General features: G+C 72.4%; 20 protein-coding genes. 15 read left to right on the top strand and 5 right to left on the bottom strand.

Features of this window, described 5'->3' with window-relative positions; translation table 11 throughout:
* Positions 1 to 7 precede the first annotated feature (7 nt).
* From CHC09_RS02450 to CHC09_RS02430, 5 genes are all read left to right on the top strand, one after another.
* Entirely contained in the window at positions 8 to 1336 is a 1329-nt protein-coding gene (locus CHC09_RS02450; protein WP_373871881.1) for an ammonium transporter, read from the top strand.
* 35 nt (positions 1337 to 1371) lie between these two features.
* Positions 1372 to 1710 carry a P-II family nitrogen regulator gene (locus CHC09_RS02445; RefSeq protein ID WP_014694245.1) on the top strand — a complete coding sequence of 113 codons (339 nt, stop codon included), beginning with the start codon at positions 1372 to 1374 and terminating at the stop codon, positions 1708 to 1710.
* Positions 1711 to 1714: 4 nt separating this feature from the next.
* Entirely contained in the window at positions 1715 to 3985 is a 2271-nt protein-coding gene (locus tag CHC09_RS02440; RefSeq protein WP_089291262.1) for a [protein-PII] uridylyltransferase, read from the top strand.
* Positions 3986 to 4015: 30 nt separating this feature from the next.
* On the top strand, positions 4016 to 6268 hold the full coding sequence (locus CHC09_RS48295) for a glycosyltransferase family A protein (RefSeq protein WP_089291261.1): 2253 nt from the start codon (positions 4016 to 4018) through the stop codon (positions 6266 to 6268).
* 77 nt (positions 6269 to 6345) lie between these two features.
* Positions 6346 to 7380, top strand: coding sequence for an O-methyltransferase (locus tag CHC09_RS02430; RefSeq protein WP_089291260.1), 1035 nt, complete (start codon positions 6346 to 6348; stop codon positions 7378 to 7380).
* 28 nt (positions 7381 to 7408) lie between these two features.
* Here the strand turns inward: CHC09_RS02430 and CHC09_RS02425 are convergent, their stop codons facing one another.
* Positions 7409 to 7885 carry a CAP domain-containing protein gene (locus tag CHC09_RS02425; protein WP_089291259.1) on the bottom strand — a complete coding sequence of 159 codons (477 nt, stop codon included), beginning with the start codon at positions 7883 to 7885 and terminating at the stop codon, positions 7409 to 7411.
* Positions 7886 to 8130: 245 nt separating this feature from the next.
* Positions 8131 to 10413: a glycosyltransferase gene (locus CHC09_RS02420; protein WP_089291258.1), complete on the bottom strand. Its 2283-nt coding sequence runs from the start codon at positions 10411 to 10413 to the stop codon at positions 8131 to 8133.
* A 112-nt stretch (positions 10414 to 10525) separates the two neighbouring features.
* Between CHC09_RS02420 and CHC09_RS02415 the strand changes: the two genes are divergently transcribed.
* Positions 10526 to 12727: a glycosyltransferase gene (locus tag CHC09_RS02415; protein WP_089291257.1), complete on the top strand. Its 2202-nt coding sequence runs from the start codon at positions 10526 to 10528 to the stop codon at positions 12725 to 12727.
* A gap of 2 nt (positions 12728 to 12729) precedes the next feature.
* Positions 12730 to 13416, top strand: a complete 687-nt coding sequence (locus CHC09_RS02410) for a hypothetical protein (RefSeq protein WP_239138056.1) — start codon at positions 12730 to 12732, stop codon at positions 13414 to 13416.
* Here the strand turns inward: CHC09_RS02410 and CHC09_RS02405 are convergent.
* Positions 13406 to 15394, bottom strand: a complete 1989-nt coding sequence (locus CHC09_RS02405; protein WP_089291256.1) for an acyltransferase family protein — start codon at positions 15392 to 15394, stop codon at positions 13406 to 13408. The genes CHC09_RS02410 and CHC09_RS02405 overlap by 11 nt on opposite strands.
* 102 nt (positions 15395 to 15496) lie before the next feature.
* Here CHC09_RS02405 and CHC09_RS02400 point away from each other — a divergent pair, with 102 nt between their 5' ends.
* Genes CHC09_RS02400 through CHC09_RS02390 form a run of 3 tightly spaced genes read left to right on the top strand, consistent with a single transcriptional unit; the run spans position 15497 to position 18565 of the window.
* A complete protein-coding gene (locus CHC09_RS02400) occupies positions 15497 to 17122 on the top strand; it encodes a hypothetical protein (protein WP_089291255.1) in 1626 nt (541 codons plus the stop codon).
* A complete protein-coding gene (locus tag CHC09_RS02395) occupies positions 17119 to 18111 on the top strand; it encodes a glycosyltransferase family 2 protein (protein ID WP_089291254.1) in 993 nt (330 codons plus the stop codon). Before CHC09_RS02400 ends, CHC09_RS02395 begins: the two co-directional genes overlap by 4 nt.
* Before the next feature lie 55 nt (positions 18112 to 18166).
* The gene (locus CHC09_RS02390; RefSeq protein WP_239138058.1) at positions 18167 to 18565 is read left to right on the top strand and encodes a GtrA family protein; all 399 of its coding nucleotides are present in this window, start codon (positions 18167 to 18169) and stop codon (positions 18563 to 18565) included.
* Between the two features lie 107 nt (positions 18566 to 18672).
* Here CHC09_RS02390 and CHC09_RS02385 read toward each other — a convergent pair whose 3' ends face one another.
* Together CHC09_RS02385 and CHC09_RS02380 are read right to left on the bottom strand one after the other, a co-directional pair.
* On the bottom strand, positions 18673 to 19935 hold the full coding sequence (locus CHC09_RS02385) for a nucleotide sugar dehydrogenase (protein ID WP_089291252.1): 1263 nt from the start codon (positions 19933 to 19935) through the stop codon (positions 18673 to 18675).
* Positions 19936 to 19964: 29 nt separating this feature from the next.
* On the bottom strand, positions 19965 to 21683 hold the full coding sequence (locus CHC09_RS02380) for a stealth family protein (RefSeq protein ID WP_239138060.1): 1719 nt from the start codon (positions 21681 to 21683) through the stop codon (positions 19965 to 19967).
* Between the two features lie 232 nt (positions 21684 to 21915).
* Between CHC09_RS02380 and CHC09_RS02375 the strand changes: the two genes are divergently transcribed.
* The 5 genes from CHC09_RS02375 (at position 21916) to proS (ending at position 26995) form a co-directional block, all read left to right on the top strand.
* Positions 21916 to 22143: a hypothetical protein gene (locus CHC09_RS02375; protein ID WP_089291250.1), complete on the top strand. Its 228-nt coding sequence runs from the start codon at positions 21916 to 21918 to the stop codon at positions 22141 to 22143.
* Between the two features lie 65 nt (positions 22144 to 22208).
* Entirely contained in the window at positions 22209 to 23759 is a 1551-nt protein-coding gene (gene ffh, locus CHC09_RS02370; protein ID WP_089291249.1) for a signal recognition particle protein, read from the top strand.
* A gap of 67 nt (positions 23760 to 23826) precedes the next feature.
* Positions 23827 to 24426 (top strand): Uma2 family endonuclease, encoded by a 600-nt coding sequence (locus tag CHC09_RS02365; protein WP_089291818.1) that lies wholly within the window; start codon positions 23827 to 23829, stop codon positions 24424 to 24426.
* Positions 24427 to 24443: 17 nt separating this feature from the next.
* Complete coding sequence (locus tag CHC09_RS02360) at positions 24444 to 25520, top strand: amidohydrolase family protein (protein ID WP_089291248.1); 1077 nt, start codon at positions 24444 to 24446, stop codon at positions 25518 to 25520.
* Positions 25521 to 25588: 68 nt separating this feature from the next.
* A complete protein-coding gene (gene proS / locus CHC09_RS02355) occupies positions 25589 to 26995 on the top strand; it encodes a proline--tRNA ligase (RefSeq protein WP_089291247.1) in 1407 nt (468 codons plus the stop codon).
* Position 26996: the final 1 nt, after the last annotated feature.

The raw sequence follows: 26996 nt of genomic DNA, 5'->3' as shown, positions 1-26996 counted from the left end.
TTTGCTCATGACCCCCGGCCTGGCGCTCTTCTACGGTGGCCTCAACCGGTCCAAGGGCACCCTGAACATGATGATGATGAGCTTCTCCTCCATCGGGATCATCTCGGTGCTGTGGGCGCTCTACGGCTTCAGCCTCGCGTTCGGCGCCAGTGGCAGCGCGGGCCTGAACAACTTCATCGGCAACCTCACCCAGTACGGCGGGACCAGCATCAGCTGGTCCAGCGACCTCTGGGGCACCACCGGCATCCCGGTCTACGTCTTCATGGCGTTCCAGATGATGTTCGCCATCATCACCGTCGCCCTGATCAGCGGCGCCCTCTCGGACCGTCTCAAGTTCGGCGGCTGGGTGCTCTTCGCCATCGGCTGGTTCACGGTGGTCTACGTCCCGGTCGCCCACTGGGTCTGGGGCGGTGGCTGGATCGGCGCCAAGCTCCACGCGCTCGACTTCGCCGGTGGTACCGCGGTGCACATCAACGCCGGTGCGGCCGCCCTCGGCGTCGCCCTGGTGCTCGGCAAGCGGGTCGGCTGGCCGCGGGAGAACATGCGTCCGCACAACGTCCCGTTCGTCGCCCTCGGCGCCGGCCTGCTGTGGTTCGGCTGGTTCGGCTTCAACGCGGGCTCCGAGCTGACCGTCGACAGTGTCACCGGTATCGCGTTCGTCAACACCCAGCTCGCCACCGCCGCGGCGCTGGTCGGCTGGTGCGCAGTCGAGTGGATCCGGGACAAGAAGCCGACCCTGGTCGGCGCCTCCTCCGGCGCCGTCGCCGGCCTGGTCGCCATCACCCCGGCCTGTGGCTTCATCGCCCCGCTGCCGGCCGTGCTGCTCGGCCTGATCGCCGGTGTGGTCTGCGCCCTGGCGGTCGGCCTGAAGTACCGCTTCGGCTACGACGACTCGCTCGACGTGGTCGGCGTCCACTTCGTCGGCGGCTGGATCGGCTCGCTCTTCATCGGTCTCTTCGCCACCAACACCGCGAACGCCGCGATCTCCGATGTGCTCGGTGCCAAGGACGGTCTCTTCTACGGCGGCGGCTTCACCCAGCTCGGCCGGCAGTTCGTCGGCAGCGCGGCGGTCACGGTGTACTCCCTGCTCGCCGCGGCCCTGATCGCCTTCGTCCTGAAGAAGGTCAAGGCCCTGCGGGTCAGCGAGGAGGCCGAGGTCGGCGGCATCGACATCTCGGACCACGGCGAGACCGCGTACGACTTCACCCCGGCCGCGGGTTCCGGCGGCGGCGGAGCGTTCGCCCTGGCGGGCATCGGGACGACCAAGTCGGTCGACGCCGACGGCAAGGTTGACGCCGATGGCAAGGCTGACACCAGCCAGAAGATCCCCGGTTAATCTCTCCCATGGCTGCTGGAATGGAAGGACTGAGCATGAAGCTGGTGACCGCGGTCATCAAGCCGTACCAGCTCGACGCGGTGAAGGAGGCTCTGCACGCCCTCGGCGTCGCCGGGCTCACCGTGAGCGAGGTACAGGGCTACGGCCGGCAGAAGGGGCACACCGAGGTGTACCGGGGTGCCGAGTACACCGTCGAGTTCCTCCCGAAGATCAAGGTAGAGGTGATCACGGACGAGATCGACGTCGAGAAGATCGTCGACGCCGTGGTGACCGCCTCGCGGACCGGCAAGATCGGTGACGGCAAGGTCTGGGTGACGACGGTCGACGACGTCATCCGGGTCCGCACCGGCGAGCGCGGCCTGGACGCGCTGTAAGCACATGACCAACCCGTTGAGTGAGCCGCCGGCCCCGCCCGCACGCCCGGCTGCCGGCGACTCGCTCGACAAACTTCGCGAACATCTGGGTGCCACGGCGCGCGACAAGCGCGCCGTGGCACTCGACGTCTGGCTGAAAGAGCTCTTCCCGAGCCACCTCACCGGCGTCAGCCTGCTCGCGGTGGGCGGGCTGGGCCGCCGCGACTGTGCCCCGTACAGCGACCTGGACCTGGTGCTGCTGCACAACGGGACAGCCGGGATCGACCGGATCGCCTCCGCGCTGTGGTACCCGATCTGGGACGCCCGGCTCGGCCTGGACCACTCGGTGCGCACCCTGCCCGAGGCGCTCTCGGTCGCCCACGACGACGTCAAGGTCGCCCTCGGCCTGCTCGACGCCCGGCACGTGGCCGGCGACGCCGGGCTCTCCGCCGACCTGATCGCGGCCGCCGGAGACCAGTGGCGGCGCACCGCGGTCCGCCTGATGCCGCAGCTCAAGGAACTCACCAAGACCCGCTGGGCCGGCCACGGCGAGCTGGCCTTCCTGCTCGAGGGCGATCTCAAGGAGGCGGCCGGCGGGCTGCGCGACGTGACCCTGCTGCGCGGCATCGGCCGCGCCGGGATCGCCGACACCATGCGCCCCGCGGTGCGCGCCGCCACCCTGCGGCTGCTGGACACCCGGGACGCCCTGCACCTCGCGGTCGGCCGCCGGGTGGACCGCCTGGTCGCCCAGGAGCGGGCCACGGTCGCCGGCCTGCTGGAGATCGAGGACCCGGACACGCTGCTCAGGAGGGTCTCCGGCGACGCGCGTACGGTCGCGCACGCCGTCGACGACGCCTGGCGCGCCATCGACCGGTTGCGCGGCAACCGCCGCCGGCCCGGCGCCCCGGCCGCGTCGGCCCGCCGCCCGATCGCCCGGGACGTGGTCGAGCAGAACGGCGAGCTGGTACTCGCCCGCACCGCGATCGGCCCGGTTCCGGACCCCAGCCTCTCCCTGCGGGTGGCCGCGGCGGCCGCCACCACGCGACTCCCGATCGCCCGGGCCACCTGCGAGTGGCTCGCCGCCTTCTGCCCGCCGCTGCCCACCCCGTGGCCGCCGGCCGCCCGCGCCGCGCTGGTCTCGCTGCTCGGCGCCGGCCCCGGCCTGCTGCCGACCTGGGAGACCTGCGACCGGTACGGCCTGATCGACGCCTGGCTCCCCGAGTGGGCCCGGATGCGCAGCCTCCCGCAGCACCACCCGATCCACCGGTTCACCCTGGACCGGCACCTGGTGCAGGCCGCCTACGAGGCCACCAAGTACGCCCGCGAGGTGGACCGCCCGGACCTGCTGCTGCTCGGCGCGTTCCTGCACGACGTCGGAAAGGGACTGCCGGGCGACCACAGCGTCGTGGGCGCGCCGATCGCCGCCGACATCGCCGCCCGGCTCGGCCTGCCGCCGTCCGACGTGGCCACCGTCGAGAAGATGGTCCGGCTGCACCTGCTCCTCCCGGAGGTGGCCACCCGCCGCGACCTGGCCGACCCGAAGACCATCTCCACGGTCGCCGAGCAGGTCGGCGACTCCACCACCCTCGACCTGCTGCACGCGCTGGCCCGGGCCGACTCGCACGCCACCGGCCCGGCCGCCTGGTCGGACTGGAAGGGCCGGCTGATGGCCGAGCTGGTTCGCCGGGTGCACACCGCGCTGGACACCGGCGCCCTGCCCGAGCCGCCCGAGCCCGATCCCGAGCTGCTCAACGGCACGCTGCCGGTGGTGCACCTGGACGGCGACAAGGTCTCGGTCGCCGCGTCCGACCGCCGGGGCCTGCTCGCGGGGGTGACCGCCTGCCTGGCCATGCACCGGCTGGACGTGGTGGCCGCGAACACCTCGACGGTGGACGGGCGGGCGATCGTCGAGTTCTACACGCAGCCGCGCTACGGAACGCCGTACGATCCGGTCGCCCTCACCGCCGACCTGCGCCGCGTCGCCTCCGGCGACGTCTCGGTGACCCAGCGGGTCCGCGCTCGCGCGATGAGCGCCCGCGGCGGTACCCCCGAGCCGAAGGTGATCTGGCAGCGGGCCGCCGCGACCGACGCGGTGGTGCTGGAGCTGCGCGCGGCCGACTCCCCGGGTCTGCTCTACCGGGTGACGACCGCGCTCGACGAGGCCGGCGCGGAGATCCGGGCGGCCCGCATCTCCACCCTCGGCGGTGACGTCGTCGACGCGTTCTACCTGGTCGGCACGTGGCCCGACCAGGACGCCCGGGACCGGGTGCAACGGGCCGTGCTCGCCGCGGTGTAACCCCGGCGCGGGTAGCGCGTTGGACCATCGATGTTCGGGGAAGAGGATCCGGTCGCCCTGGTCGCCGCCGCGGTGCGCAACCGCGCGGTGGGCCTGCGCGACGAGCTGGCCCATGCCGGGCTGGGCGGCACGGGCACGCTGGCCGAGCTGCTGACGGCGGCCCGTGACGGGCAGGACGGCTGGCTGCGGGCGCGGCGCGAGGCGGTCCGGCCGGCGCTGCTTGCCGTCCTCGCGCAGGTCATCGCGTTGCAGGAGGTGGGGGCGACGGACCGCGCCGACGCCCTCGCGGTGTTCGAGCTGCTCGGCGTCCGTGCGGTGCCGCGCCGCCAGCGCGCGGTCTACGCCCAACTGGCCGGCGCGCCGAAGTTCCGGGTGGACCGGCAGGTGCGGCACGAGATCGTCACCGACCGGGCCAACCCGTTCCGGAACCCGGGCCGGCCGATGGGCCGCTGGCTGCGCCTGTTCCGGGCCGGGCTGCCGGCGCCGGCGGTCGGGTTGGACGACCGGGAGCACCTGCCGCCCTTCGACCGGTTGTGCACCGCCGAGCCGTCGCCGGTGGAACGACCGGAACGGATCACCGTGGTGGTCACCGCGTACCGCCCGGACGAGGGGCTGCTCACCGCGGTCCGCTCGATCCTCCGGCAGTCCTGGCGCAATCTGGAGGTGCTGGTGGTGGACGACGCGTCGCCGCCGGCGTTCGACGAGATCCTGGAGCGGGCCGCGGGGCTGGACCCACGGGTGCGCCTGTTGCGGCAGGCCGAGAACGCCGGGACCTATGTCGCCCGCAACGCCGGCCTGGACGCGGCGACCGGTGACTTCGTGACGTTTCAGGACTCCGACGACTGGTCACACCCGCGCAGGCTGGAATCGCAGGTCATGCCGCTGTTGGCGGAGCCCGGCCTGGTCGCGTCCACGTCGGACGGCCGCCGGGTCACCGAGGACCTGACGCTGACCCGGCTCGGCCGGCGCGGCGGCAAACTCAACCCGTCCGCGCTGCTGTTCCGCCGGGAAGCGGTCCTCGCCCGGGCCGGTTACCTGGACGTGGTCCGCAAGGGCGGCGACTCCGAGTACATCGACCGGATCGTCGCCGCCTTCGGTCCGCGGGCGGTCCGCCACCTGCCGGTGCACCTGGCGTTGATCCGGCTCTCCACCGGATCGCTGTCGCGGGCCGAGATCCTGCCGTACTGGATCCACCCGGCCCGGGCCGCCTACCGCTCCGGCTACGTCGCCTGGCACCGCCGGATCGCCGAGGGTGCGCCGGCCTTCCGGCCGCGGGACGGTGCGGATCGTCCGTTCCCGGCGCCGGCTTACCTGTCGCGGTCCGCTTCGAGCGAGATCCCGATCACCGGGTACGACGTGATCGTCGCGGCCGACTGGCGCGCCGTGGGGGAGACCCAGCGGTCCGCGCTGGCCGAGATCGAGGCGCTGCTCGCGCGGGGGCTGCGGGTGGCGATCCTGCACCTGGAGGACTGGCGGCGGCTGGAGCGCACCCGGCTGCCGGTGCATCACGCGGTGCAGGACCTGGTCAACGCGGGACGGCTGGGGCAGGTGGTGCTCACCGACCCGGTGCGTTGCGGGCTGCTGCTGGTCCGGCAGGCCGAGGTGCTGCGGTTCGCGCCCGTGGAGGAGGTGCGGGTCGTACCCCGTACCGTGCGAATCCTCCTCGACGAGGCGCCGCGCGGCGCGCCGGCGGCCTGTGCCGTCGCGATCGGGCGGCTGTTCGGGGTGACCCCGCTCTGGTGCCCGCGCGGCCCGGCGGTCCGCGCAGCCGCGGGAGACCTGCCCATGACCGATTTTGACCTGCCGACCGTGGCCGCCGCGCCGGTCGCGCCGCCCCGCTCGGCGATCCCGGGGATCCCGGTGGTCGGCACCGAGGTGACCGATCGCCGGCAACTGGCCGTCCTCGGCGGGTTGACCGGTGCCGACGAGCGGATCCTGGTCGCCGACGGGGTGCGTCTGCCCCGGCAGCCCGCCGAGCGCCTGGTCTACCGGGGCTCCGAGGTGGACCCCCGGGAGTTCCTCGGACAACTCGACTTCTACCTGAACTCGGCGGAGTCGGAGCGGCCGGTGCTGGACGCGGCCGCGATGGGTTGCGTCGTGGTGACCGTGTCAGCCGCTCCGGTCGGTGTCCACTGTGGGCCTGGTGAGATCGCCGACGTGGTGCGGCGCCATCAGCGGGATCCGGCGCTCGCGGCGGAACAGCGCCGGCGGGACCGGCTGGTGCTGGCGAAGGCGTACCACCCGGACCTGTTCGCCGGCCGGGTGGCGGAGCTACTGGCGTAACGACGGCTTCGGTTGGGCCGTTAGGGGAGGGTGTGGCCGCCCCCGCGGCCGCGTGCGGGCACGGGAGGTGGCGACAAATGGATCTTCGCAAGCTGGCCGGCCGGGCCCGCGGACTCGGCCCGCTGACCCTCGGCACCGTCGCGCTCACCTCCCTGCTGGTCGCCGGGATCACGGCGGCCGCGCTCGGCGACGCCGGGCGGGTGGCGATGTGCCTGATCGCGATGCTGCTCGCGCTGGTCATGGCCGGGGTGCTGCGGCTGAACCAGCGGATGCTCGGGCTGCGCGCCGACCACCGGGAACTCCGCGACCTGCGGATCGTGCTGGACCAGACGCAGCGGCGGGTGGTCTCCGCGGTGGAACGGCAGCGCCTCGACGCCGCCGACCGGCACCGGGAGCTGACCGACGCGGTCGCCCGGGTGCAGCGGATCACCGACCGGGGCGTACGTGACCTGCGCTTCGCCGTGCCCCGCGAGGTGGAGGCGACCGTGCAGCTCTTCCAGGGCTGCACGCCGCGCGCCCCGATGCCGTCCTCCGGCGACTATGCGCTGAATCCGACAGACCTGCTGGAACTGCTCTTCCTGGTCCGTTCCCGGCGGCCCCGGCTCGTCCTCGAGCTGGGCAGCGGCACGTCCACGGTCTGGCTCGGCTACGTGCTGGAGCAGACCGGCGGCAAGCTGATCTCGCTGGACCACGACCCGGAGTACGCCGACCGCACCCGCGCCGCCCTCCGGGCGCACGGGCTGACCGGGGTCGCCGAGGTGCGCGACGCCCCGCTGACCCCGGTGGAGCTGGGCGACCGCACCTACCCGTGGTACGAACCGGCCGCCCTGGAAGACCTCGACGGCATCGACTTCCTGCTGGTCGACGGCCCGCCGGCGGCCGTGGGACCGGACAGCCGGCACCCCGCGCTACCGGTCGTCGCCCCGCGCCTGGCCGACCGCGCCACGATCGTCTTCGACGACGCGAACCGCAAGGACGAGCAGGCCGCCATCGATCGCTGGCTGGCCACCACCAGTGGCCTGACCCGCGAGGGCGAGCTGCTGGGGCGGCACGCGATCCTCTCGTATGTCCGCTCCGCCGAGCTGGCGACGGCAAGCACCCCCGCCGCATGAAGCGACGGGGGTGCCGGGTGTCGAAGGATCAGTAGCCGAAGTCCTGGGTGACGTACGCGGTGGCGCCCTTGTAAACGACGCCGACGCCGACGGTCTTGGACTTGCAGTTGAGGATGTTGGTGCGGTGACCCGGGCTCTTCATCCACGCGATGACCAGGTCCTTGCCGACGTAGCCGTAGGCGATGTTCTCCGCGGACGGGCTCGGGTAACCGGCGGCCTTCTCACGGGCGGCGAAGCTCGAGCCGCCCCGGCCGGTGTGGCTGAAGTTGCCGGTCTGCGCCATGTAGGCGCTGTGGCCGCGAGCCGCGGCGGTCAGCCGGCTGTCGACCTTGAGGGCGGGGCAGCCGTGGGCGGCGCGCTGCACGTTGGTCAGCTTCACGATGTCAGCCTGCTGTGCGTTCACGGAGACCGCGGCGTTGGCGGGCGACGCGATGAGCGACGCGACGAGCGCGGTGGCGGTGACGACGGCGGTGACAGCGGCGAAACGACGGAACAGTGAGCGCACAGTGGACCCTCTCCGAGTTCGGCGCCTGGCTTGCGGCCAGGTTCACCGTTCCCTTCGGCGGGTCCTCTCGCTCCTTTGATCGCCGTACGGTTGTCGATGCGTCGCTGATTGGTTGCTGAAAAACCCTCCCGCGGGCGCCGGGCCGCCGCCGGTCGCGCTCAATCCCTTTCCGGTACGACCGGTGGAGTCCCCTGAGCGGGCCTTTCGGCCGCGCCCCGCGGTGGGCGGCGTGGGCCGGTGCCGCCTCAGGCCGGGTGCAGCAGGGCCAGCACGGCGTCGGCGTAGCGGCCGTGGTGGTGGCGCCGGGCGAAGTCGCGACCACGGGCGCTCTGCGCGGACCAGCGGGCCGGGCTGCGATGCAGGCGGCGCACGATCCGGTGCAGGTCACCGGGGGTGCAGTAGACGGCGGCCGGGCCGTACTCCGGTTCCCGATCGGGCGGCAGCAGCAGGACGCAGCCGGCGGCGAGCGGGGCGAGCAGGTCCGCCGGAGCGTCCGAGCAGCCCGCGTCGGGGTGCTCCGGGCCGGAGAAGCCGAGATAGAAGTCGAGCTGGTGGAGGAAGCCGCGCGGCGAGACGTCCGGTTCCCGGTAGCTGAGCCAACCGGGTGGGAGCCGGTCCCCGGTCGTGCCGGCGGCGCGGTTCAGGATTCGTACGTCGAAATGCAGTGAATCGCCCACCGCACGCCACAGCGACCGCAACCCCTCGGGATCGTCGCCGATGAACCGCCCGAGGACCGGCCGATCGGCCGACGGCACCCCGCGCGCCATCCGCCACCTGCGGGGATCCACCGTGGGCGGGAGCGCGGCCAGCGCCGGCTCCACCCCGAACAACCGGCGGGCCGCGGCCGCGCACGCCTCGGCGGCGCGGGCCCAGGCGGCGTCCTCCTCGATCACCACCCGGTCGGCGCGCAGACCGCTGGGCAGCGCGGAGGCGAAGGCGAGCGACGCGGGACCGCGCACCACGACCAGCTTCGCGTGCACCCGGTCGTCGAGCATCACCTGGTCCACCGCGCCGACGTTGATCATCTGCTGCACGTCCGGGTCGAGGTTGCGGGTCGCCGCGCCCAGTACCGGCAGGTGCAGCACGGTGACCGGCACGCCGCCGGCGAGCAGGGCCCGGACCGGCTCGGCGCTCTCCGGCCGGGTGAAGTCCCCGGCCAGGACCAGGTCGACGGCGACGGGTGCGGCGGTGTTCCCGGCCACGCCGCGGGCGGCGGCGAACGCCCGGGTCGCCGGCGTGCGCGGCCGGAAGGCGGGCTCCCGGCCGTCGGCGACCCGGGCGTGCCAGGTCTGGAACGCCGAGAGGTACGCGTACCGGGCCGGATGCATCCACCCGGGCGCCATGTCGGTGCCGGAGAGCGAGCCGTCGGAGAGCCGGATCAGCGCCAGGGTCTCGCGGCTCAGGTGCTGAACGGCGGGGCGGCCGAAGACCGCGCGGGCGCGCTCGACGTATTCCGCGTCCGCTCCCTTGCGGACGGTGTCCAGGTAGCCGAGTCTCGCCAGGGCCGGTTCCCGGCGCAGCATCAGCGACGACAGGTTGTACGAGCGGTGCGCCGGATAACCGGGCCGGGTCACCCGGAGATCCGCGCTGACCCGCATCCCCGCCGACGTGGTGGCGAAGAGGTCCCGGTCCGCGAGCAGCGGTGCGACCTGGCGTTCCAGCCGGAGCGGATGCGACCAGTCATCGGAGTCCTGAAATGTCACGAACTCCCCGGTCGCGGCGTCCAGGCCGGCGTTGCGGGCCAGGTAGGTCCCGCCGTTCACGGGCAGCCGGAGCACCCGGACCCGCGGGTCGAGCCCGGCGGCCTCGTCCAGGATCGCGGCCTGCGCCGAGCCGTCGTCGACGATCAGGATCTCCTGGTCGGCCCAGCTCTGTGCGATCAGCGAGCGGATCGTGACCAGCAGCGCCGGCCCGGGCCGGTAGGTGGTGACGATCGTGGTGATCCGCCGCGCGGCGCCAACCTGGTCGACCCGGCCGGAGAGGATCCGGTCGAAGCGGGGCCCGGGCGTGTCCGCGAGCGTGATCCCCGGTGCGGGCAGCAGGCCGTTGAAGCGTTCGAGCCAGCCGGACGGCTCGGCCAGGTCGACGGCGAGCGCTTCCCGGACCGGCCCGGGGATCCGGGGATACCGCTCCGACAGCTCGGCCGCCCGGCCGGCCGAGAGGGCCAGCTGGGCGTGCAGGCCCTGATGCTCCGGGGCGATCGCGTCCGGCCCGTGGACACGCAGCAGCGCGTCGAGGAGCCGGAGGCCGTCGGCCCGGTCCTCCGGCTCCAGGTCCTGGCCGGCGATCACCCGGGCCAGTTCGCCGAGCGCCCACGGGTCGGCGGAGGGCGCCGGCTGATCGACGCCGGCGAGCAGGGCGTCCAGGTCGGTGACTCCGGCCGCGTACGCGAGCAGGGCCCGCGCGTCCGCCGACCGTGCCGCCAGCGCGGCCGTCGCCGGACCGTCCGGACCGGTGCTTTCCAGGACCCGCAGCTGCCGTTCGAGCAGGGCGGATCCGTACGCGCCCGGGGTGATGTGCGTCCGCATGGTCTGCCCAACGCCCCGGCCCGGCGCGGCGTGACGTGAGCGCCCCACGGGTCGTTGCACTCCGGGGACTGCGCCACCGGAGACCGGGACCGAACAGCGGGAGTGCACGATCATGACCACGACCGCCCATGACGTGGCGATCCTCTCGGACTTTCGCTACCCGGGTGGTAACTCGACGGCCATCGCGGCCGAGGTGCGCGCCCAGGCCGAGGCCGGACTGCGCACGGTTCTGGTGCACGTGCCGTCCCCGCACAACCGGGACGGCCTGCCGTTCAGCCCGCGGATCGCCGACCTGCTCCGGGACGGGCTGGCCGAGCTGGCCGCGCCGGACGCCGTCACGCACGCCCGGCTGCTGGTGATCCGCCAGCCCCGGATCTTCACCGCCGACCTGGCCGTGGTGCCCCGGATCCGCGCCGGCCACACCGTCATGGTGCTCAACCAGGCCCCGGGCGACGCCGCGGACCCGCGCCGCTACTACGACTTCGACGAGGTCCGGGACCGGGTCGAGCTGTACTTCGGCCCCGGCATCGAGGGTGCCGGCATCGAGTGGGCGCCGATCAGCCCGCCGATCCGGAGTGCGCTGCCGGTCGCGCCGCTGTCGGCCGAGGACTGGCACGAGATCATCGATGTGGCGCAGTGGTGGACCGAGCGGACCGGACCGGTCGCCGACGTGCCGGTGCTCGGCCGGCACGGGCGGGCCGATCCGGTGAAGTGGCCGCGGACCGCCGACGAGCTGCTGCGGGCCTACCCGGACCGAGCCGACCTGCGGGTCCGGGTGCTGGGCGGCGGGGAGATCGCCACCCGGCTGCTGGGCCGGCTCCCGGCCGGCTGGGACGTGGTCCCGTTCGGCGGCGAGCAGCCGCCCGACTTCCTGCGCAGCATCGACTTCTTCGTCTACTTCCACGACCCCGACCTGGTCGAGGCGTTCGGCCGGACGATCCTGGAGGCGATGGCCGCCGGGGTGCCCGCGATCATCGGCGAGCACTTCCGGCCGATCTTCGGCGACGCCGCCCTCTACTCGACGCCGGCCGGTGTGGAACCGCTGGTCCGCGAGCTCTGGGCGGACCGGGAGCGGTACCGGCGGGTGGCCACCCGGGCCCGGGACTTCGTCGAGAGCCGGTACGGCACCGCCGCCCACCTGGCCCGCCTCGCCGCGCGCGGGGCCGGCGCCCGCCCGGCCGCGCACCGCGCCCCGGCACCGGCCCGGCGTCCGGCCCCGGTACCCCGGCCCCGGCCGGTGCTGATGCTCAGCGACAACGGCGCCGGTCTCGGGCACCTGTCGCGGCTGATGGCGATCGGCCGCCGGCTGCCGGAGGGCCATCCGGCGGTGATCGCCACCCAGTCGTACGGCGCCTCGGTCGCCCACGAGGAGGGCTTCCTCACCGAATACCTGCCGTCCCGCACCGTGCTCGGGCTGCCCAGGCAGCGCTGGGCCGGCTTCCTGCGGTCGCGCCTGGAGCACCTGGTCGACCTGCACCGCCCGGCCGTGGTCGCGGTCGACAGCGTCCCGCACGACGGCATCGTGGCCGCCGCGACCGCCCGCCCGGACGTCACCTGGATCTGGGTGCGCCGGCCGATGTGGCGGCGGGACACCGGCACCGACTGGATCGCCAAGGGCTCCGCCTTCGACGGCATCCTGGAGCCCGGCGAGTTCGCCGCGGCCGCCGACGAGGGCCCGACCGTGGCGGACCGGGCCGGTGTGCACCGGGTCGACCCGATCATGCTGCTGGACCACGCCGACCTGGCCGGCCCGGCGGAGGCGCGGGCCGCGCTCGGGCTGGCGGAGGACCGCCCGGCCGCGCTGTTGCAGCTCGGCGCCGGGAACATCAACGACATCGCGTCGCCGGTCGGCCGGATCGCCGCGCACCTGTGCGAGGCCGGCTTCCAGGTGCTGCTCGCCGAGTCGATGATCGCGACCGAACCGCTGCCGCCGCTGCCCGGGACCCGGGTGGTCAAGGTCTATCCGATCAGCCGTTACCTGCGTGGCTTGGACCTGGTGGTCAGCGCGTCCGGCTACAACTCCTTCCACGAACTGCTCGCCTTCGGGGTGCCGGCGGTGTTCGTGCCGAATCGGGAGACGTCGCTGGACGACCAGGTGGCCCGGGCCAGGTTCGCGGCGGCGGCCGGTGTCGCGCTCTGCGTCGAGGACCCGGCGAGCGACGAACTGGACCGGGTGCTGGCCGAGGCGGTACGGCCGGAGGTGCGCGAGCGACTGGCCCGGCGAAGCGCTGCGGCCGGGATCGGTAACGGGGCGCGGGAGGCGGCGCGCTGGCTGGCCGAGCTGGCGGCGGAGAACGTACGAACCGGAGCGTGAACATGTCCGACTCATCCACCATGGCCCCGGCCGCTTCCCCCACCGGGCTGGAGCTCGAGCGACTGCGCTGGGAGATCGCCGCGCTGACCGGGCGGATGCGCTCGGTCGAGCTGGAGCGCGACTCCTGGCGGGCCCGCTGCGATCGGCTCACCGAGCAACGTGACCGGGAGCGGGAGAAGAGCCGGCGGCTCAGCGACAGCGGCTCGTACCGGCTGGGACGGGCGCTGGTCTCGTTCGCCAAGGAACCGTTGCGTACCTCGCCCCGACTGATCCGCGGTCTGGTCCGGCGGCTACGGCCGGGCCGGGGCGGGATGCCGGTCGTACCCGGGCAGGCCACCCGGGCGCCGTCGGTCCAGCGCCGGCCGGCCCACCTGTACGTCGCGATCGGCCTGGACCACGACGCACTGCGCGACCTCCTGGTCACGATCAACCAGCGCCTGCTGGTGACGCCGGACCACCGGCCGGTGGTCCTCACCGACGATCCGGCGTTCTCGCTGCTGCGCAAGCTCGGGGTGGTGCTGGAGTACCTGCCGGACCGGGCCACCTGGGAGCGGCACCGGCCCGGCCGGGCCTGGGACGACCTGCTCGCCGAGCGACTCGCCCAGCTCTGCCGCGACCACGACACGGAACTGACCGTGGTGGTCGACCGGCTGCGCCCGCCGACCCTCGCGGACCTGCTCAAGGCTTAGGCAGGGCGGCGTCCAGCAGCGGGGCCACCGTCTCGACGTACGTCGTGGTCAGGTGGTTCGAGTCCCGGTAGGCGAGCACGTTCCCGATCACGGGCGGGCAGAACGACGTGCAGAGCCACGGGACCGGGTCGATCACGGTGACCTTCGGGTCGGTGATCTGCGCGATCGCCGCCCGCTGTGCCGGACCGCGCAGGGCCGTCTCCGCGCTCTTCCCGCAGCGGTTGATGCGCTGGAGACGGGCCTGCCGGGCCACGCAGTTCGGTGCCCGTTCGGCGAGGTACGGGGTGTCGGTGATCAGCGCCACCCGCGTGCCCATCCCGGTGAACGCGGCGAACGTCCGCCGCCAGGCCGCCTCCCACTGGGGCTGCTCAGGGGTGCTGGTGTCGACCGGGCGGTAGTTGAAGCTCGACCCGATCACCACCAGGGACGGCTTCAGGGTCCGGAAGCGGGCCAGCGCCGATTTACGGAACAGCGCGCACTCGGTGTACTCGCGTTTCTGGCCGCCGTGCCAGAGCCGCAGGTCGGCCGCGGAGCAGGAGGACTTGCTCAGCGACACCAGTCGCCAGTGCCGCTTGATCGCCACCCGTTCCAGGGCGGGGAACCACTGGGCGGCGTGCGAGTCGCCGAAGAGGGCGACCGTGGTGCGCGAGTTCAGGTCGCCGTAGAGGCAGCCGGTCGGGGCGACCTTCGCCGGCGACTCCACGTGGCAGCCGTCCGCCCAGACCTGGGCCTTGTCCGCGTTCACCTCGGAGAGCTGCGGGGTCAGGTTCGCCGGCAGGGAGCGGGCCGTGCGGCCGGCCCGGACCGCGTGGGCGATCACCTCGTACGGGTCGGCGGCGTGCAGGGTCGCCGTCCGCAGGTCCCGGATCGCCGCCCCGGCCGGCACCGGATGCGGCAGCAGTGCGATGGCGACCGCGGTGGCGGCCACCGCCCCGGAGAGCCCGGCGCCCAGGCCGAGCGCCTGGGCGGGTCGGACGCGTAGTCGCCGGTTGTGCCGGAGCGGGTTCTCCACCAGGTGATACGTCACCCAGGCCAGGCCGAGCGCGGCGACCGAGAGCACCAGGGCGAGCGGCAGGGACGGGTCCACACCGAGCGCGCCCGGGCCGATCAGCAGCACCGGCCAGTGCCACAGGTACCAGCCGTAGGAGAGGCGGCCGACGAACTGCAGCGGGCGGGCGCCGAGCGGGCGGAGACCACCGGCCAGCACGGCGGCCGCGCCGGCCACCGGGAGCAGGGCGGCGAAGCCGGGGTACCGCGTCGAGTCGTCGAAGCACAGGGCCGCGGTGAGGATCGTCACCAGGCCGGCCCCGCCCAGCCAGCCGTTCCGCAGGCCCGGCACGCTCTGCAGGCGGCCCGCGAAGAGCGCCAGCAGCGCGCCCACCCCCAGCTCCCATGCCCGGGTGTGCGGGCCGAAGTACGCCCACGACACCGACCGCTCGGTCTCCAGCACGCCGGCGACGAACGAGGCGGCGACCAGTCCGATGAGCAGGTGCTTGCGCTTGGGCAGCAGGAGCAGCAGCGGCCAGACCAGGTAGAACTGCTCCTCCACGGCGAGCGACCAGAAGTGCTGGAACGGTGACGGGGGCGCGTCGGCGTTCAGGTAGTCCGTACCGGTGCTGGCGAATCTCAGGTTGGCGACGTATCCGGTGGCCGACAGCGCGTCCCGGGCCAACTCGCCCATCCGGATCGACGGCAGCCAGAACCGGGCCGCGATCAGCGTGCTGACCAGCACCAACGCGGCGGCCGGCAGCAGCCGCAGGGCCCGCCGGGCGTAGAACCGGCGGATCGAGATCCGGCCGCCGGCCGCCTCTCGCAGCAGTAGCGAGGTGATCAGGAAGCCGGAGATCACGAAGAAGACGTCCACGCCGACGTAGCCGCCGGCGGCGAAGGGCACTCCGGCGTGACCCAGCACGACCAGCAGCACCGCGACCGCGCGGAGACCTTCGACGTCGGAACGGAAGTTCGGCGGGAGGCTCACACCGTTCTTGAACGCGCCGCGCCGAGCACAGGTGATCGGCCTGTCGGATGCGTCGCAACCTCGTTCCGGCGGCCTCGTTGCCATGGTGTGACAGCTCAGACGTTGAGCGCGACCACACTGCCGGACGCCGGCGCCGAGCGGCGGCCCACCGAAGATCGGTCCCCGGAACAGCGGTCCTGGTGGCCGGTGTGGCGGGGCATCCTGCTGCGGAGCGCGCTGGTCCCGGTCATCGTGCTCGCTCCGCTGGTCGCCCTGCAGCCCAGCGCCGACCACCGGTTCAACACCTACTCCAACGGCGCCCGCTACCTGGCCCACCCGGGAGACCTGTTCTTCGAGGCGGTGCGCTCCGTTCCGCAGTACCTGGCGCTGGGCAACTTCCGGCCGCTCGGCCGGATGGTCGAGTGGACGCTGGACGCCCTGACGTTCGCGATCACCGGCCTGCTCGGCCTGCCGGCCAACGTCTCCCTGCGGCTGGTCTCGTTCGCCAGTGCGGTGCTGCTGACGCTGGCCACGGTGGTCCTCGCCGAGTGTGTGGTGAGCCGCGGCCGCCCGTTCACCGGGCCGCCCTCGCCGGTCGCCGCGGTGCTGCCGTTCGCGGTCGGCGGGAGTTTCGTGGCGGCCGGCCGGACCAGCACCACGGTCCTCTTCGGTGGCCTCTACTTCCTCACCGCCGCGCTGGTGCTGCTGGTCGCCGCGGCCGCCGCCGGGGCCGTGGGCCGGCCCCGGCTCGGCACCCGGCTCGGGGTGCTCGCCGGGGTGACCGGTGCGGTGCTCGCCGGATTCAACGAGATGGCCTGGCTCGCGCTGCCGCTGGCCACCCTCGTCGTGCTGGTCCGCGCCCGGCTGGTGCTCGCCCTGTCCTGGCGGGAGACGGTCCGCGGCGCGGGTGCCCGCTTCACCGGGCTGCTCTGGGCCGGGTTCCTGCCGGTCGCGATCCCGGTCCGGCTGATCATCGCGCGCGAGTGCCTGGCCGGGAGGTGCTACTCCGGCTCCGAGGTGGCGCCGGACGGCATCCTGGGCGCGCTGCCCAACCGGCTGACCTCCTGGGTGCCGCCGCTGATGTGGCAGCGGGCGACCGAGGGGCCGTACGGCCACACCCTCGGCCTCGCCCTGCTGCCCGCCCTCGTGCTGCTGCTCCTGCTGATCCGCCGGTTCTGGCGGGACCTGCCGAGCTGCGAGATCCCGGACCGGCGGCAGGTCTGGGCGCTCGCCGCGACGGGCCTGGGCGTACTGGTCCTGGCTGCCACCATGGGCGCGCTCAACGCCCAGATGCAGCTGCTCGCCGCGGCGGGCTGGTGGGGGCTGGGCTGGCGGGACAGCGCGCTCGCCGGAGCCGGCGGCGCCCTGCTCACAGTCGCGTTGCTGACCGGAGTCTCCGTTCTGGGCCGGCGCAAGGCCGGTACGTATCGCGGCGGGGCGCTCGCCGGCGTACTGCTGCTGGTGCTGATCGCCGCGGTCTCCAGCTCCGCGAACCGGGACTATCGCGCGGCCGCCGCCTCCGAGAAGCCCGCGTTCGTGCACGACCGGGTGGCCCAGGAGATCGCCGACTTCGACCGCTCCGCGGCCGGCGACGCCCGCCGCTGCGCGCTGCGTGAGCAGTACCGCAACGGGCTGCGGCGCGACCGCCGCACCGGGTACCCGGCCGAGCTGCGCCGCTTCGACCAGGCCGTCAACGCGGCGACGTTCCGGCTCGCCCACCGCCCCTTCTGCGCGAAGTTGCCGGCATGATCTCGGTGGTGGCACCGGTCTACAACGAGGGTGCGGGCGTCGACCGCTTCGTCGGGCGGATGGCCGAGGTGCTCCGCGGCCACGACTACGAGCTGGTCCTGGTGGACGACGGCTCCCGTGACGACTCGTGGAGCCGGATCGCCTCGAACGCGCTGCTCGACCCGCGGGTGCGCGGCGTGCGGCTGTCGCGCAACTTCGGCAAGGAGGCCGCGCTGCTGGCCGGCCTGGAGCACGCGGTCGGCGACGCCGTCGTGGTGATCGACGCGGACCTGCAGCATCCGCCGGCCGTGATTCCGGAGATGATCCGCCGCTGGCGGTCCGGTGCCCAGGTGGTCGAGGCGGTGAAACGCAACCGCACCGGCCAGTCGCTGGGCAGCCGCCTCGGTGCTCGCGTCTTCAACCGCGCCTTCACCCGGCTGACCGAGGTCGATCTGGTCAACGCCACCGACTTCCGGCTGCTCGCCCGGCCCGCGCTGGACGCCCTGCTGCGGATGCCCGAGCACTCGTCGTTCTTCCGCGGGACCAGCAGCTGGATCGGCTTCGCCCGGGAGACGATCGAGGTCGACATCGACCAGCGCGCGGGTGGCGGCTCCCGCTGGACCGGGCGGGCCCTGTTCCGGCTCGCGGTGAACGGCCTGACCTCGTTCACCTCGGCCCCGCTGCATCTGGTCACCCTGGTGGGCATGGCGTTCGCCGCGTTCTCGGTCGTTCTCGGCGTGCAGACCATGGTCCGGTGGATGCGCGGGGACTCGGTCGCCGGGTTTCCCACGGTGATCCTGCTGCTCCTGGTCACCGGCACGTTCGTGCTGCTCGGGCTGGGGGTGATCGGGGAGTATCTGGCCCGGATCCACGAGGAGGTCCGGGGCCGGCCCCGCTACCTGGTCCAGGAGCGGGCCGGAGTGCCGCGCGTCGCCGAGCTGGTCGGCGTGGATCGGCTACGGTCGCTCGATGGCCCGGAGCAGTGGATCGAGCGTGCGAGGCAGCGTTGACGAACTCGGTTCGCGCGCTCCGACCCGCCCGGTCCACGAAGCCGGGAAAGCGTCCTTGAAGGGGAGCCTTCTCCGCAGCGCGGAGCTGGCCCGATTGGTCCGCTACGGGTTGAGTGGTGGAGCCAGCGCATTCACCCATTTCGGTATCGGCCTGGTCGGTGTCCACCTGCTGCACCTACGCCCGGTGATCGCCTCGACCACCGGGTTCGTCGCCAGCATCGCGGTCTCCTACCTGCTGCAGCGCGCCTGGGTCTTCCGCTCAGCCGCAGGCCACGCGCTTGCCGGTTCGAAGTTCCTCGTCGTCACCGCGGTCGCCTTCGCGATCAATACCGGGGTGCTCTGGCTGGGCACCGAGCTGCTCTCCGCCCCCTATCCGGTCGTCCAGCCGGTCGCCCTCACCCTGATTCCGATGATCAATTACTTCCTCAACTCCCGCTGGACCTTCTCCACCTGACCTACCCGGTGGCGGGGCTCGCGCGGCGCTGTGGCCACGGGGCTCGGTCGCTGTCGGTCGCGGGCGTAGGTCGTACCGGAAAATGGTTTTGATCTTGAAGGGTCGGGTCAGAGGCGGTGGGCCTCGCGGATGGTGGTGACACCGCGGGTGTCGAAGAAGCGCTTGGCCAGGCGGGCCAGGTGGTCGACGTCGTACTCGCGGTGGTTCTGGACCAGGATGACCAGGTCCGCGGCGGAGACCGCGCCCTCCAGATCGTCCGTGCGGGAGACCGGGACACCGCCGATGTCCCACGTGCCGACGTGCGGGTCGTGATATGCCACGGTCGCGCCCAGCGCGGAGAGCTGGCGGGCCAGCGGCGTCGCCGGGGACTCCCGCTGATCGGCGATGTTGGCCTTGTAGGTGATGCCCAGCAGCAGCACGGTCGCCCCGCGAACCGCCTGGCCGTCGGCGTTGAGCAGGTTCTGCGCGCGCCGGGCCACATACGCCGGCATGGTCGCGTTGATCTCCTGAGCAAGCTCGACGAAGCGGAACGGGTAGCCGAGCTTGCTGCGCACGTTGTGGCTCAGGTAGTTCGGGTCGATCGGGATGCAGTGCCCGCCGACGCCCGGGCCGGGATAGAACGCCTGGAAGCCGAACGGCTTGGTGGACGCCGCGTTGATCACGTCCCAGAGGTCGATGTCCAGCTCGTGGCAGAACCGGGCCATCTCGTTGACCAGTGCGATGTTGACGTGCCGGTACGTGTTCTCGAGCAGCTTCGCCGTCTCCGCCTCGCGGGTGCCGCGCGCCCGGACCACCGTGTCGATGAACCGGCCGTAGAAGCTCTCCGCCGCGTCGGTGCAGTTCGAGGTGTACCCGCCGACCACCTTCGGGGTGTTCTGGGCGCCGTACTCAGCGTTGCCCGGGTCGATCCGCTCCGGCGAGAACGCCAGGTGGAAGTCGATGCCCGCGGTCAGGCCGGAGAGCTGTTCGAGCAGTGGGCGGACCACGTCGTCGGTGGTGCCCGGGTAGGTGGTTGACTCCAGCACCACCAGCATCCCGGGGCGCAGGTTGCGGCCCACCAGGCGGGTCGCGCCGGTGACCGCCCGCAGGTCCGGGCCGTCGCCCTCGGAGAGCGGGGTGGGCACACAGATCACCGCGGTCCGGGCGGTCGCGATCTCGGACTCGTCGGCGGTCGGGCGGAAGCCGTCGGACACCATGTCGGCGACGTCGGCGTCGCTCAGGTCGTCCACGTGCGACCGGCCGTCGGCCAGGGAGTTGACCACGTTCTTGTCGACGTCGAAGCCGAGCACCGACAGACCGGCCCGGATCGCCTGCTGGGCCAGCGGCAGGCCGACGTACCCCAGGCCGAGGATGACCACGTCGTAGCTCAAGGGAATCTCCTTGTGTTTCTCGGGACGGTTCATGCCACCGGGGGGAGGGCTGCCACGCCGGCCGGCCGGCGCGGGCCGATCGGCGGGCGGGAGAGTGCGGCCGGCGACGCCGTGGCGCCGCGCGGATGGCGCAGCTCGAACGGGGAGGGGAAGGGCAGGTACGCCGGCAGGAAGTCGGCCAGCAGCGCCGCCTGCTCGGCCAGCACGGCGGCCGGGCTGTCCACGTCGTTCAGGCAGAACGTGTCCACGTTCCGGGAGCGCAGCAGCCCGGCCAGCCGGAGCGGCGTCCCCGGGTCGGCCAGATCGGCGTACCGGTGCCGGATCCCGCCCGGGACGGCCCGCCCGGTCAGGTACGCGTAGTACTGCTGGAGCGAGGAGAGCATCGACACGTCGTCGGGATGCCGGAACTGGTGCCCCGCGGTGCTCCGGACCTGCTCGGCGAAGCGCTCCTCGAGTTCCGCGAGGACGCTGCGCCGGCACGCGTGCGGCGTGTGCATCATCTTGCGGGTCGGCACCCGGCCGAAGGTTTCCCGGATCAGCCGCCGGTTGTTCTTCGCCGCCGAGTCGGCCGGGCGGTCGCCGGGCCCGCGCGGGGCCAGGTCGACCAGGGACGGTGAGGGGAAGAACCTGGTCAGCCCGCCGGCGGTGAAGAACAGGTCGGGGGTGACCGGCCGGCCCAGGATCACGTCGTCGTTGAGGTAGAGGAAGTGCTCGGCGAGCCCGGGGATCCGGTGCAGCCGCGACTCGATCGCCTGCGAGTTGAAGGTGGGCAGGGCGCCCGTGTCACCGAAGATCTCCCGGTGCCCGACCAGGGTCAGGCCCGGGTGGTCCAGGTCCAGCCAGGACGGCACCTGGTCGTCGGTGACCAGGTAGACGTGGCGTACCCAGGGGGCGAAGCCGTGCAGCGCGCGCAACGAGTAGCGCAGCTCGTCCCGGCTGGTGTAGCGGGAGTCGTTGGCGGCCTCCCCGTTCGCCTCGCCGACCCACGGGTTGCCGGCCAGCGCTCGCGCCTTGCGCCGCCGCCAGGCCGGGTCGCCACCGTCCACCCAGGTGTAGACGGCGTCGACGGGGAAGTCGATGCGGTCCGGGCCGACCGTGGTGAAGCTCTGCCGGGTGCGGTAGGTGGTGGCGTCGTCCGGCGCGCAGAACGCGCCGAAGGCCGGCTCCGGGGCGAGGACGACCGGCTCGCCCGCGGGGATGCGGTCGGCGATCGGGTTGGGGCGTGGCGCGACCAGGCTCGCCCGCTCCCCGTCCGGCCGCCAGAACTCGACCTCGCAGGCGTGCTCCTTGCCGAGGACCAGGCTGCCGGTCGGGTCGGTGACCGGCCAGCAGGCGGCCAGGACCCGGCCCTGCGGGCCGCTCGGCGAGAGCATTCCGTGGTCCCGCCCGGCGATCTCGGCGAGGATGCGGACCACCAGGTCACGTTCGCTCTCCGGTACGCCCACCACGGTGCCCGTGGGACGCGTCGAGGGCACCCGGAACCAGTCGACCCCGGCGAGTCCGAGCGCTCCGGTGACCCGCTCCAGGTTGGCCCGGCGGACCCCGGCCGGGCTGGCCGCCGTGACCACCCGGGCGGACAGCCGGCCGTGCGGGGTACGGACCCGGAGCACCCGGCCGGCCGTCGCGGGCCGGCCCGGCCCGAGCGGCACCAGCGCGCGGGCGATCCGCAGTCGTCGTTCCGGCGCGAGGCGGGGCAGGACGAGCTTCCCGGCGGCCGCGGCGATCCGGCGCCGGATCGGCCAGGGCATGCGTCGCAGAATCACGCCTCCGTCCGTTCGCCGCACCACGCGAGATTTAACGCCGCGACGGAGAGGGAAGTTGCGGTCTATGACTATTAATGCGCTATAGACCATCGATGGGCGGATTGGCGGAAATCCGGGAAGTCCCACCCTTAGGGGAACGTCTCAGGGCCTTGGCCGATGCGTGTTGTTGCACTCGCGCGGCATGGTGGAAGGCAGACGAGATCCGGGAGGCTCTGCGATGGGCAAGGCGATAGTTTTCCTGCTGGCAGTGGTCGGCGGCGTGGTCGTGGCGAGCTGGGTGGCGCACGCGCTGTTCGGTGCGTTCTTCTATCTGGTGCTGACCGCCGCGGTGGTCGGCGGCGGGCTCTGGCTCTACGGGCGGATCAAGCGCGAGATCGCGCCGGGCACCCGCACCCAGCGGCGCATCGAGGCGGCGACGAAGACGTACCGGATGCGGAACAGGTGACCTTCGACCGCTCCGGATAGGCTGGCGGGCGACGCCATCACTAACGACCAACGGGAAGTCGCACTGTGTTTGACACCCTGAGTGACCGCCTGTCCGGGATCTTCACCAAGCTCCGCGGCAAGGGCAGGCTCACCGATGCCGACATCGACGCCACCGCTCGCGAGATCCGTCTCGCGCTGCTGGAGGCTGACGTAGCGCTTCCGGTGGTCAAGGCGTTTATCGCCAACCTGAAGGAGCGGGCGCGGGGCGCCGAGGTCTCCCAGGCCCTCAACCCGGCACAGCAGATCATCAAGATCGTCCACGAAGAGCTGATCAACACGCTCGGTGGCGAGGGGCGGCGGCTCAGCCTCGCCAAGCAGCCGCCCACCGTGATCATGCTGGCCGGTCTGCAGGGTGCCGGTAAGACCACGCTCGCCGGCAAGCTCTCCCGCTGGCTCAAGGGTCAGGGCCACCAGCCGCTGCTGGTCGCCGCCGACCTCCAGCGCCCGAACGCGGTCAATCAGCTGCAGGTGGTCGGCGGCCGGGCCGGCGTCGACGTCTACGCGCCGGAGCCCGGCAGCGGCGTCGGCGACCCGGTCAAGGTCGCCCGTGACTCGATCGAGCACGCCAAGCGCACCGCCAAGGACATCGTCATCGTCGACACCGCCGGTCGTCTCGGCATCGACGAGGAGATGATGCAGCAGGCCCGCGACATCCGTGACGCGGTCCAGCCGGACGAGGTCATCTTCGTCATCGACGCCATGGTCGGCCAGGACGCGGTGCAGACCGCCGAGGCCTTCCGCGACGGGGTCGGGGTCACCGGCGTGGTGCTCTCCAAGCTCGACGGCGACGCCCGCGGTGGCGCCGCGCTCTCCGTCCGGCACGTCACCGGCCAGCCCATCCTGTTCGCCTCCACCGGTGAGAAGCTGGAGGACTTCGACGTCTTCCACCCGGACCGGATGGCCAGCCGGATCCTCGGCATGGGTGACGTGCTGACCCTCATCGAGCAGGCCGAGCAGGCCTTCGACGAGGATCAGAAGGAGAAGATGACCAGCAAGCTGCTCGGTGGCGAGCAGTTCACGCTGGAGGACTTCCTGGACCAGCTGATCGCGGTCCGCCGGATGGGCCCGATCGCCAACATCCTCGGCATGATGCCCGGCATGGGCCAGATGAAAGACCAGCTGGCCGAGCTGGACGACAGCCACTTCGACCGGGTCACCGCGATCATCCGCTCGATGACGCCGAAGGAGCGCACCGAGCCGAAGATCATCAACGCGTCCCGCCGGCTGCGCATCGCGAACGGCTCCGGCGTCACCGTCATGGACGTGAATCAGCTGCTCAACCGCTTCGCCGACGCGCAGAAGATGATGAAGCAGATGACCGGCATGATGGGCCTGCCCGGCAGCCGCCGCAGCGCGACGAAGAGTTCGAAGAACAAGCGCAAGGGCAAGAACAACCGCCCGCGTACGGGTGGCGGGATGCCCGCCGGTCTGCCGGGCGGCTTCCCCGGCGGGATGCCGCAGCTGCCGCCGGGCCTGGACCCGAGCGCGCTGGCCGGCGGGGGCATGCCGCCCGGCTTCAAGCTGCCGAAACTCGACTTCAACAAGCTGAACAAGCCGAAGGACAAGGATCGCTGAATCTGGGCATGGCGCAACTAGTCGTGGGGCAAGTAGCATGAGTGTCGATCCCAGCGAGGAGGAGCTCATGACTGCTGCCCTTGACCGGTTTGGTGACCTTCACGTGAACAGGTCGGACTGGACCGTCGACGATCTGGTCAGCCTTCCGTCGGATCTCTGGTATGAGTTGATCGACGGAAGGCTGATTTTGCCCTCTGCTGTCCCCTTCCATCAGCTACTTGGCGTCGAGCTTGTGCTGGCGCTTCGCCCGGGCTGCCCCACGGGCTACACGCCGGTTCCGGGTCTGTCGCTGCAGGTCGACCGATTCAGCGAGCCTCGCCCGGACGTGGTCGTTGTTGCGAAGAGCGAGTACAAGCGAAGTCCGGTCCCGGTCGACAAGGCACTTCTTGTCGTGGAGATCATTTCGCCTGAGTCCCGCTTCCGGGACATGGACTCGAAGACCAAGATCTATGCGGCGGCGGGTCTCAACCACTACTGGGTCATCGACCCGGATTTCAAACATGGTCTGGAGCTGACGGAGTTCCGGATCGGTAGCAACGGCGAATATGAGCAGGTCGCGAGCACCAGCGGAATTTTCGAGACCGATCTTCCCTACCCCGTGAAGATCGATCTGCCGGTGCTGACGGCGTTGCGAGACGAGGACCTCGCCGCATGGGAAGAGCGCTGATCCGGTAGGACTGTTCTATGGCGTTGCATGTGCGTGGGACTGTGCTGCCGGACGGTGAAGTCCGGGACATCTGGCTGGTCGGGGATCGGGTCACGTTCGAACCCGTGGCGGATGCCGAGACGATCAGCGACGGCGGGTGGATCGTGCCGGGGCTCGTCGACGCGCACTGCCATCTGGGGATCGCGTATGGCGCGAAGCCGATCGAGGGCCTTGACCAGGCCCGTGAGCTGGCCGCGATCGATCGGGACGCGGGCGTGCTGGCGCTGCGGGACGCCGGCTCGCCGTATCCCTATCCGGAGTTGGACGACGAACCCGGAGTGCCCCGTCTGGCCCGCGCCGGTCGGCACGTCGCGGCCCCGCGCCGCTATCTGCGCGACATCGGCGTCGAGGTGGCCGCCGAGGAGGTCGCGGCCACGGTGACCGCGCAGGCCAAGGCCGGCACCGGATGGGTGAAGCTGGTCGGCGACTGGATCGACCGGGAGGTCGGCGACCTGGTGCCGAGCTGGGACGCGGCGACCATGGCCGCGGCGGTGGAGGCCGCACACGCGGCCGGCGCGCGCGCCGCGGTGCACACGTTCTCCGAGGAGGGCGTGGAGATCATGGTCAAGGCCGGGGTGGACTCGGTCGAGCACGGCACCGGCCTGTCCCTCGAGCTGATCGACGAGATGGCCAGGCGAGGGACCGCCCTGGTGCCCACGATGATCAACATCCGGACGTTCGGGAAGATCGCGGATCAGGCGCGGTCCAAGTTCGCCGGGTACGCCGACCACATGATCGCCCTGCGGGACAACTTCCCCGAAGTCGTGCTCGCGGCGTGGGAGGCCGGCGTCCCGATCTATGTGGGCACCGACGCGGGCGGCGGGATCCGGCACGGGCTGGCCGCCGAGGAGATGCTCTACCTGCACGAGGCCGGCATCCCGGCGGTGGATGTGCTGGCCGCCGCGTCCTGGCGGGCACGGGACTGGCTGGGCTTCCCCGGCCTGGTCGAGGGCGGGTTGGCCGACCTGGTGGTCTACGACGCGGACCCCCGGGCCGACCTGCGGGTGGTGCGAGCACCCCGCCGGATCGTGCTGCGAGGCGCCGTCATCAGGTAGCCGGTCGGCGGGTGAACCCCTGGCCCACCCGGCCGGTTGCGCGCGGGACGCGACTAGGATGCTGCCTCATGGCTCGCGTGCTCACTCCCCGTGCGGAGGACTTCCCCCGCTGGTACCAGGACCTCATCGCCAAGGCGCAACTCGCCGACAACGGCCCGGTTCGCGGCACGATGGTGATCCGGCCGGTCGGCTACGCCATCTGGGAGCGCATGCAGGCCGACATGGACGCCCGGATCAAGGAGCAGGGCGTCCAGAACGCCTACTTCCCGCTCTTCATCCCGGAGAACTACCTGCGCCGTGAGGCCGACCACGTGGAGGGCTTCTCGCCGGAGCTGGCCGTGGTCACCCACGCCGGCGGCAAGGAGCTCGCCGAGCCGCTGGTGGTGCGTCCCACCAGCGAGACCGTGATCGGCGAGTTCATGGCCAAGTGGGTCGACTCGTACCGGGACCTGCCGCTGCTGCTCAACCAGTGGGCCAACGTGGTCCGCTGGGAGCTGCGCCCGCGGACGTTCCTGCGGACGACCGAGTTCCTCTGGCAGGAGGGGCACACCGCGCACGCCACCGAGCAGGACGCCCGGCAGCACGCGCAGGACATCCACAAGCACGTCTACCAGGCGTTCATGGAGGAGCTGCTGGCCATCCCGGTGGTGCCCGGCCGCAAGACCAGGGGCGAGCGGTTCGCCGGCGCGACGAACACGATGACCGTCGAGGCCATGATGGGCGACGGCAAGGCGCTGCAGATGGGCACCTCGCACGAGCTCGGGCAGAACTTCGCCAAGGCGTTCGACATCACGTACTCGTCGGCCGACCGCACGGTCGAGCACGCCTGGACCACGTCGTGGGGCACCTCGACCCGGATGGTCGGCGGCCTGATCATGGTGCACGGCGACGACAACGGCCTGCGGGTGCCGCCGCGGCTGGCGCCGATCCAGGTGCAGATCATGGTGGTCAAGGCGGGCGAGGGCGTCGCGGAAGCCGCCGCGCAGCTCCGCGACGACCTCAAGACCGCGGGTGTACGGGTGAAGCTCGACGACCGTGCCGACATCCCGTTCGGCCGCCGCGCCGTCGACGCCGAGCTCCAGGGCATCCCGATCCGGGTCGAGGTCGGCCCCCGTGACCTGGCGAACGGGAACGCCGTGATCGCGCGCCGGGTGGACGGCTCGAAGTCGCCGGTCGCGCTCGCCGAGGTGGCGAACGCGGTGGTCGCCGCGCTCAAGGCGGACCAGCAGCGGCTCTACGACGACGCGCTGGCGTTCCGGGTCGAGCGCACCTTCGAGGTGAAGACGCTGGACGAGGCGATCGAGGCGGCCCAGACGGGCTGGGCCCGGGTGCCGTGGGCGGCGGTCGGTGAGGCCGGCGAGAAGCAGGCGAACGGCAAGGCCGTCACGGTGCGCTGCCTGACCCGTGAGGACGGCTCGATGCCGGAGTCAGACAACGAGCCGGGCCTGGTCGCCTACCTCGGCCGTTCGTACTGAC

Origin of the sequence: Actinoplanes regularis, assembly GCF_900188005.1 — a bacterium.
GTDB lineage: Bacteria > Actinomycetota > Actinomycetes > Mycobacteriales > Micromonosporaceae > Actinoplanes > Actinoplanes regularis.
Note: the sequence above shows the minus strand (reverse complement) of the source record. Positions and strands in the feature narration are given on the sequence as shown.

Bases quoted from the DNA above. Each gene is read 5' to 3' on its own strand.
- CHC09_RS02365 (WP_089291818.1), top strand. From the start codon at position 23,827: ATGACTGCTGCCCTTGACCGGTTTGGTGACCTTCACGTGAACAGGTCG.
- CHC09_RS02440 (WP_089291262.1), top strand. From the start codon at position 1,715: ATGACCAACCCGTTGAGTGAGCCGCCGGCCCCGCCCGCACGCCCGGCT.
- CHC09_RS02450 (WP_373871881.1), top strand. From the start codon at position 8: ATGACCCCCGGCCTGGCGCTCTTCTACGGTGGCCTCAACCGGTCCAAG.
- CHC09_RS02410 (WP_239138056.1), top strand. From the start codon at position 12,730: ATGTCCGACTCATCCACCATGGCCCCGGCCGCTTCCCCCACCGGGCTG.
- CHC09_RS02445 (WP_014694245.1), top strand. From the start codon at position 1,372: ATGAAGCTGGTGACCGCGGTCATCAAGCCGTACCAGCTCGACGCGGTG.
- CHC09_RS02360 (WP_089291248.1), top strand. From the start codon at position 24,444: ATGGCGTTGCATGTGCGTGGGACTGTGCTGCCGGACGGTGAAGTCCGG.
- CHC09_RS02375 (WP_089291250.1), top strand. From the start codon at position 21,916: ATGGGCAAGGCGATAGTTTTCCTGCTGGCAGTGGTCGGCGGCGTGGTC.
- CHC09_RS02380 (WP_239138060.1), bottom strand. From the start codon at position 21,683: ATGCCCTGGCCGATCCGGCGCCGGATCGCCGCGGCCGCCGGGAAGCTC.
- CHC09_RS02420 (WP_089291258.1), bottom strand. From the start codon at position 10,413: ATGCGGACGCACATCACCCCGGGCGCGTACGGATCCGCCCTGCTCGAA.
- proS (WP_089291247.1), top strand. From the start codon at position 25,589: ATGGCTCGCGTGCTCACTCCCCGTGCGGAGGACTTCCCCCGCTGGTAC.
- CHC09_RS02395 (WP_089291254.1), top strand. From the start codon at position 17,119: ATGATCTCGGTGGTGGCACCGGTCTACAACGAGGGTGCGGGCGTCGAC.
- CHC09_RS02430 (WP_089291260.1), top strand. From the start codon at position 6,346: ATGGATCTTCGCAAGCTGGCCGGCCGGGCCCGCGGACTCGGCCCGCTG.
- CHC09_RS48295 (WP_089291261.1), top strand. From the start codon at position 4,016: ATGTTCGGGGAAGAGGATCCGGTCGCCCTGGTCGCCGCCGCGGTGCGC.
- CHC09_RS02415 (WP_089291257.1), top strand. From the start codon at position 10,526: ATGACCACGACCGCCCATGACGTGGCGATCCTCTCGGACTTTCGCTAC.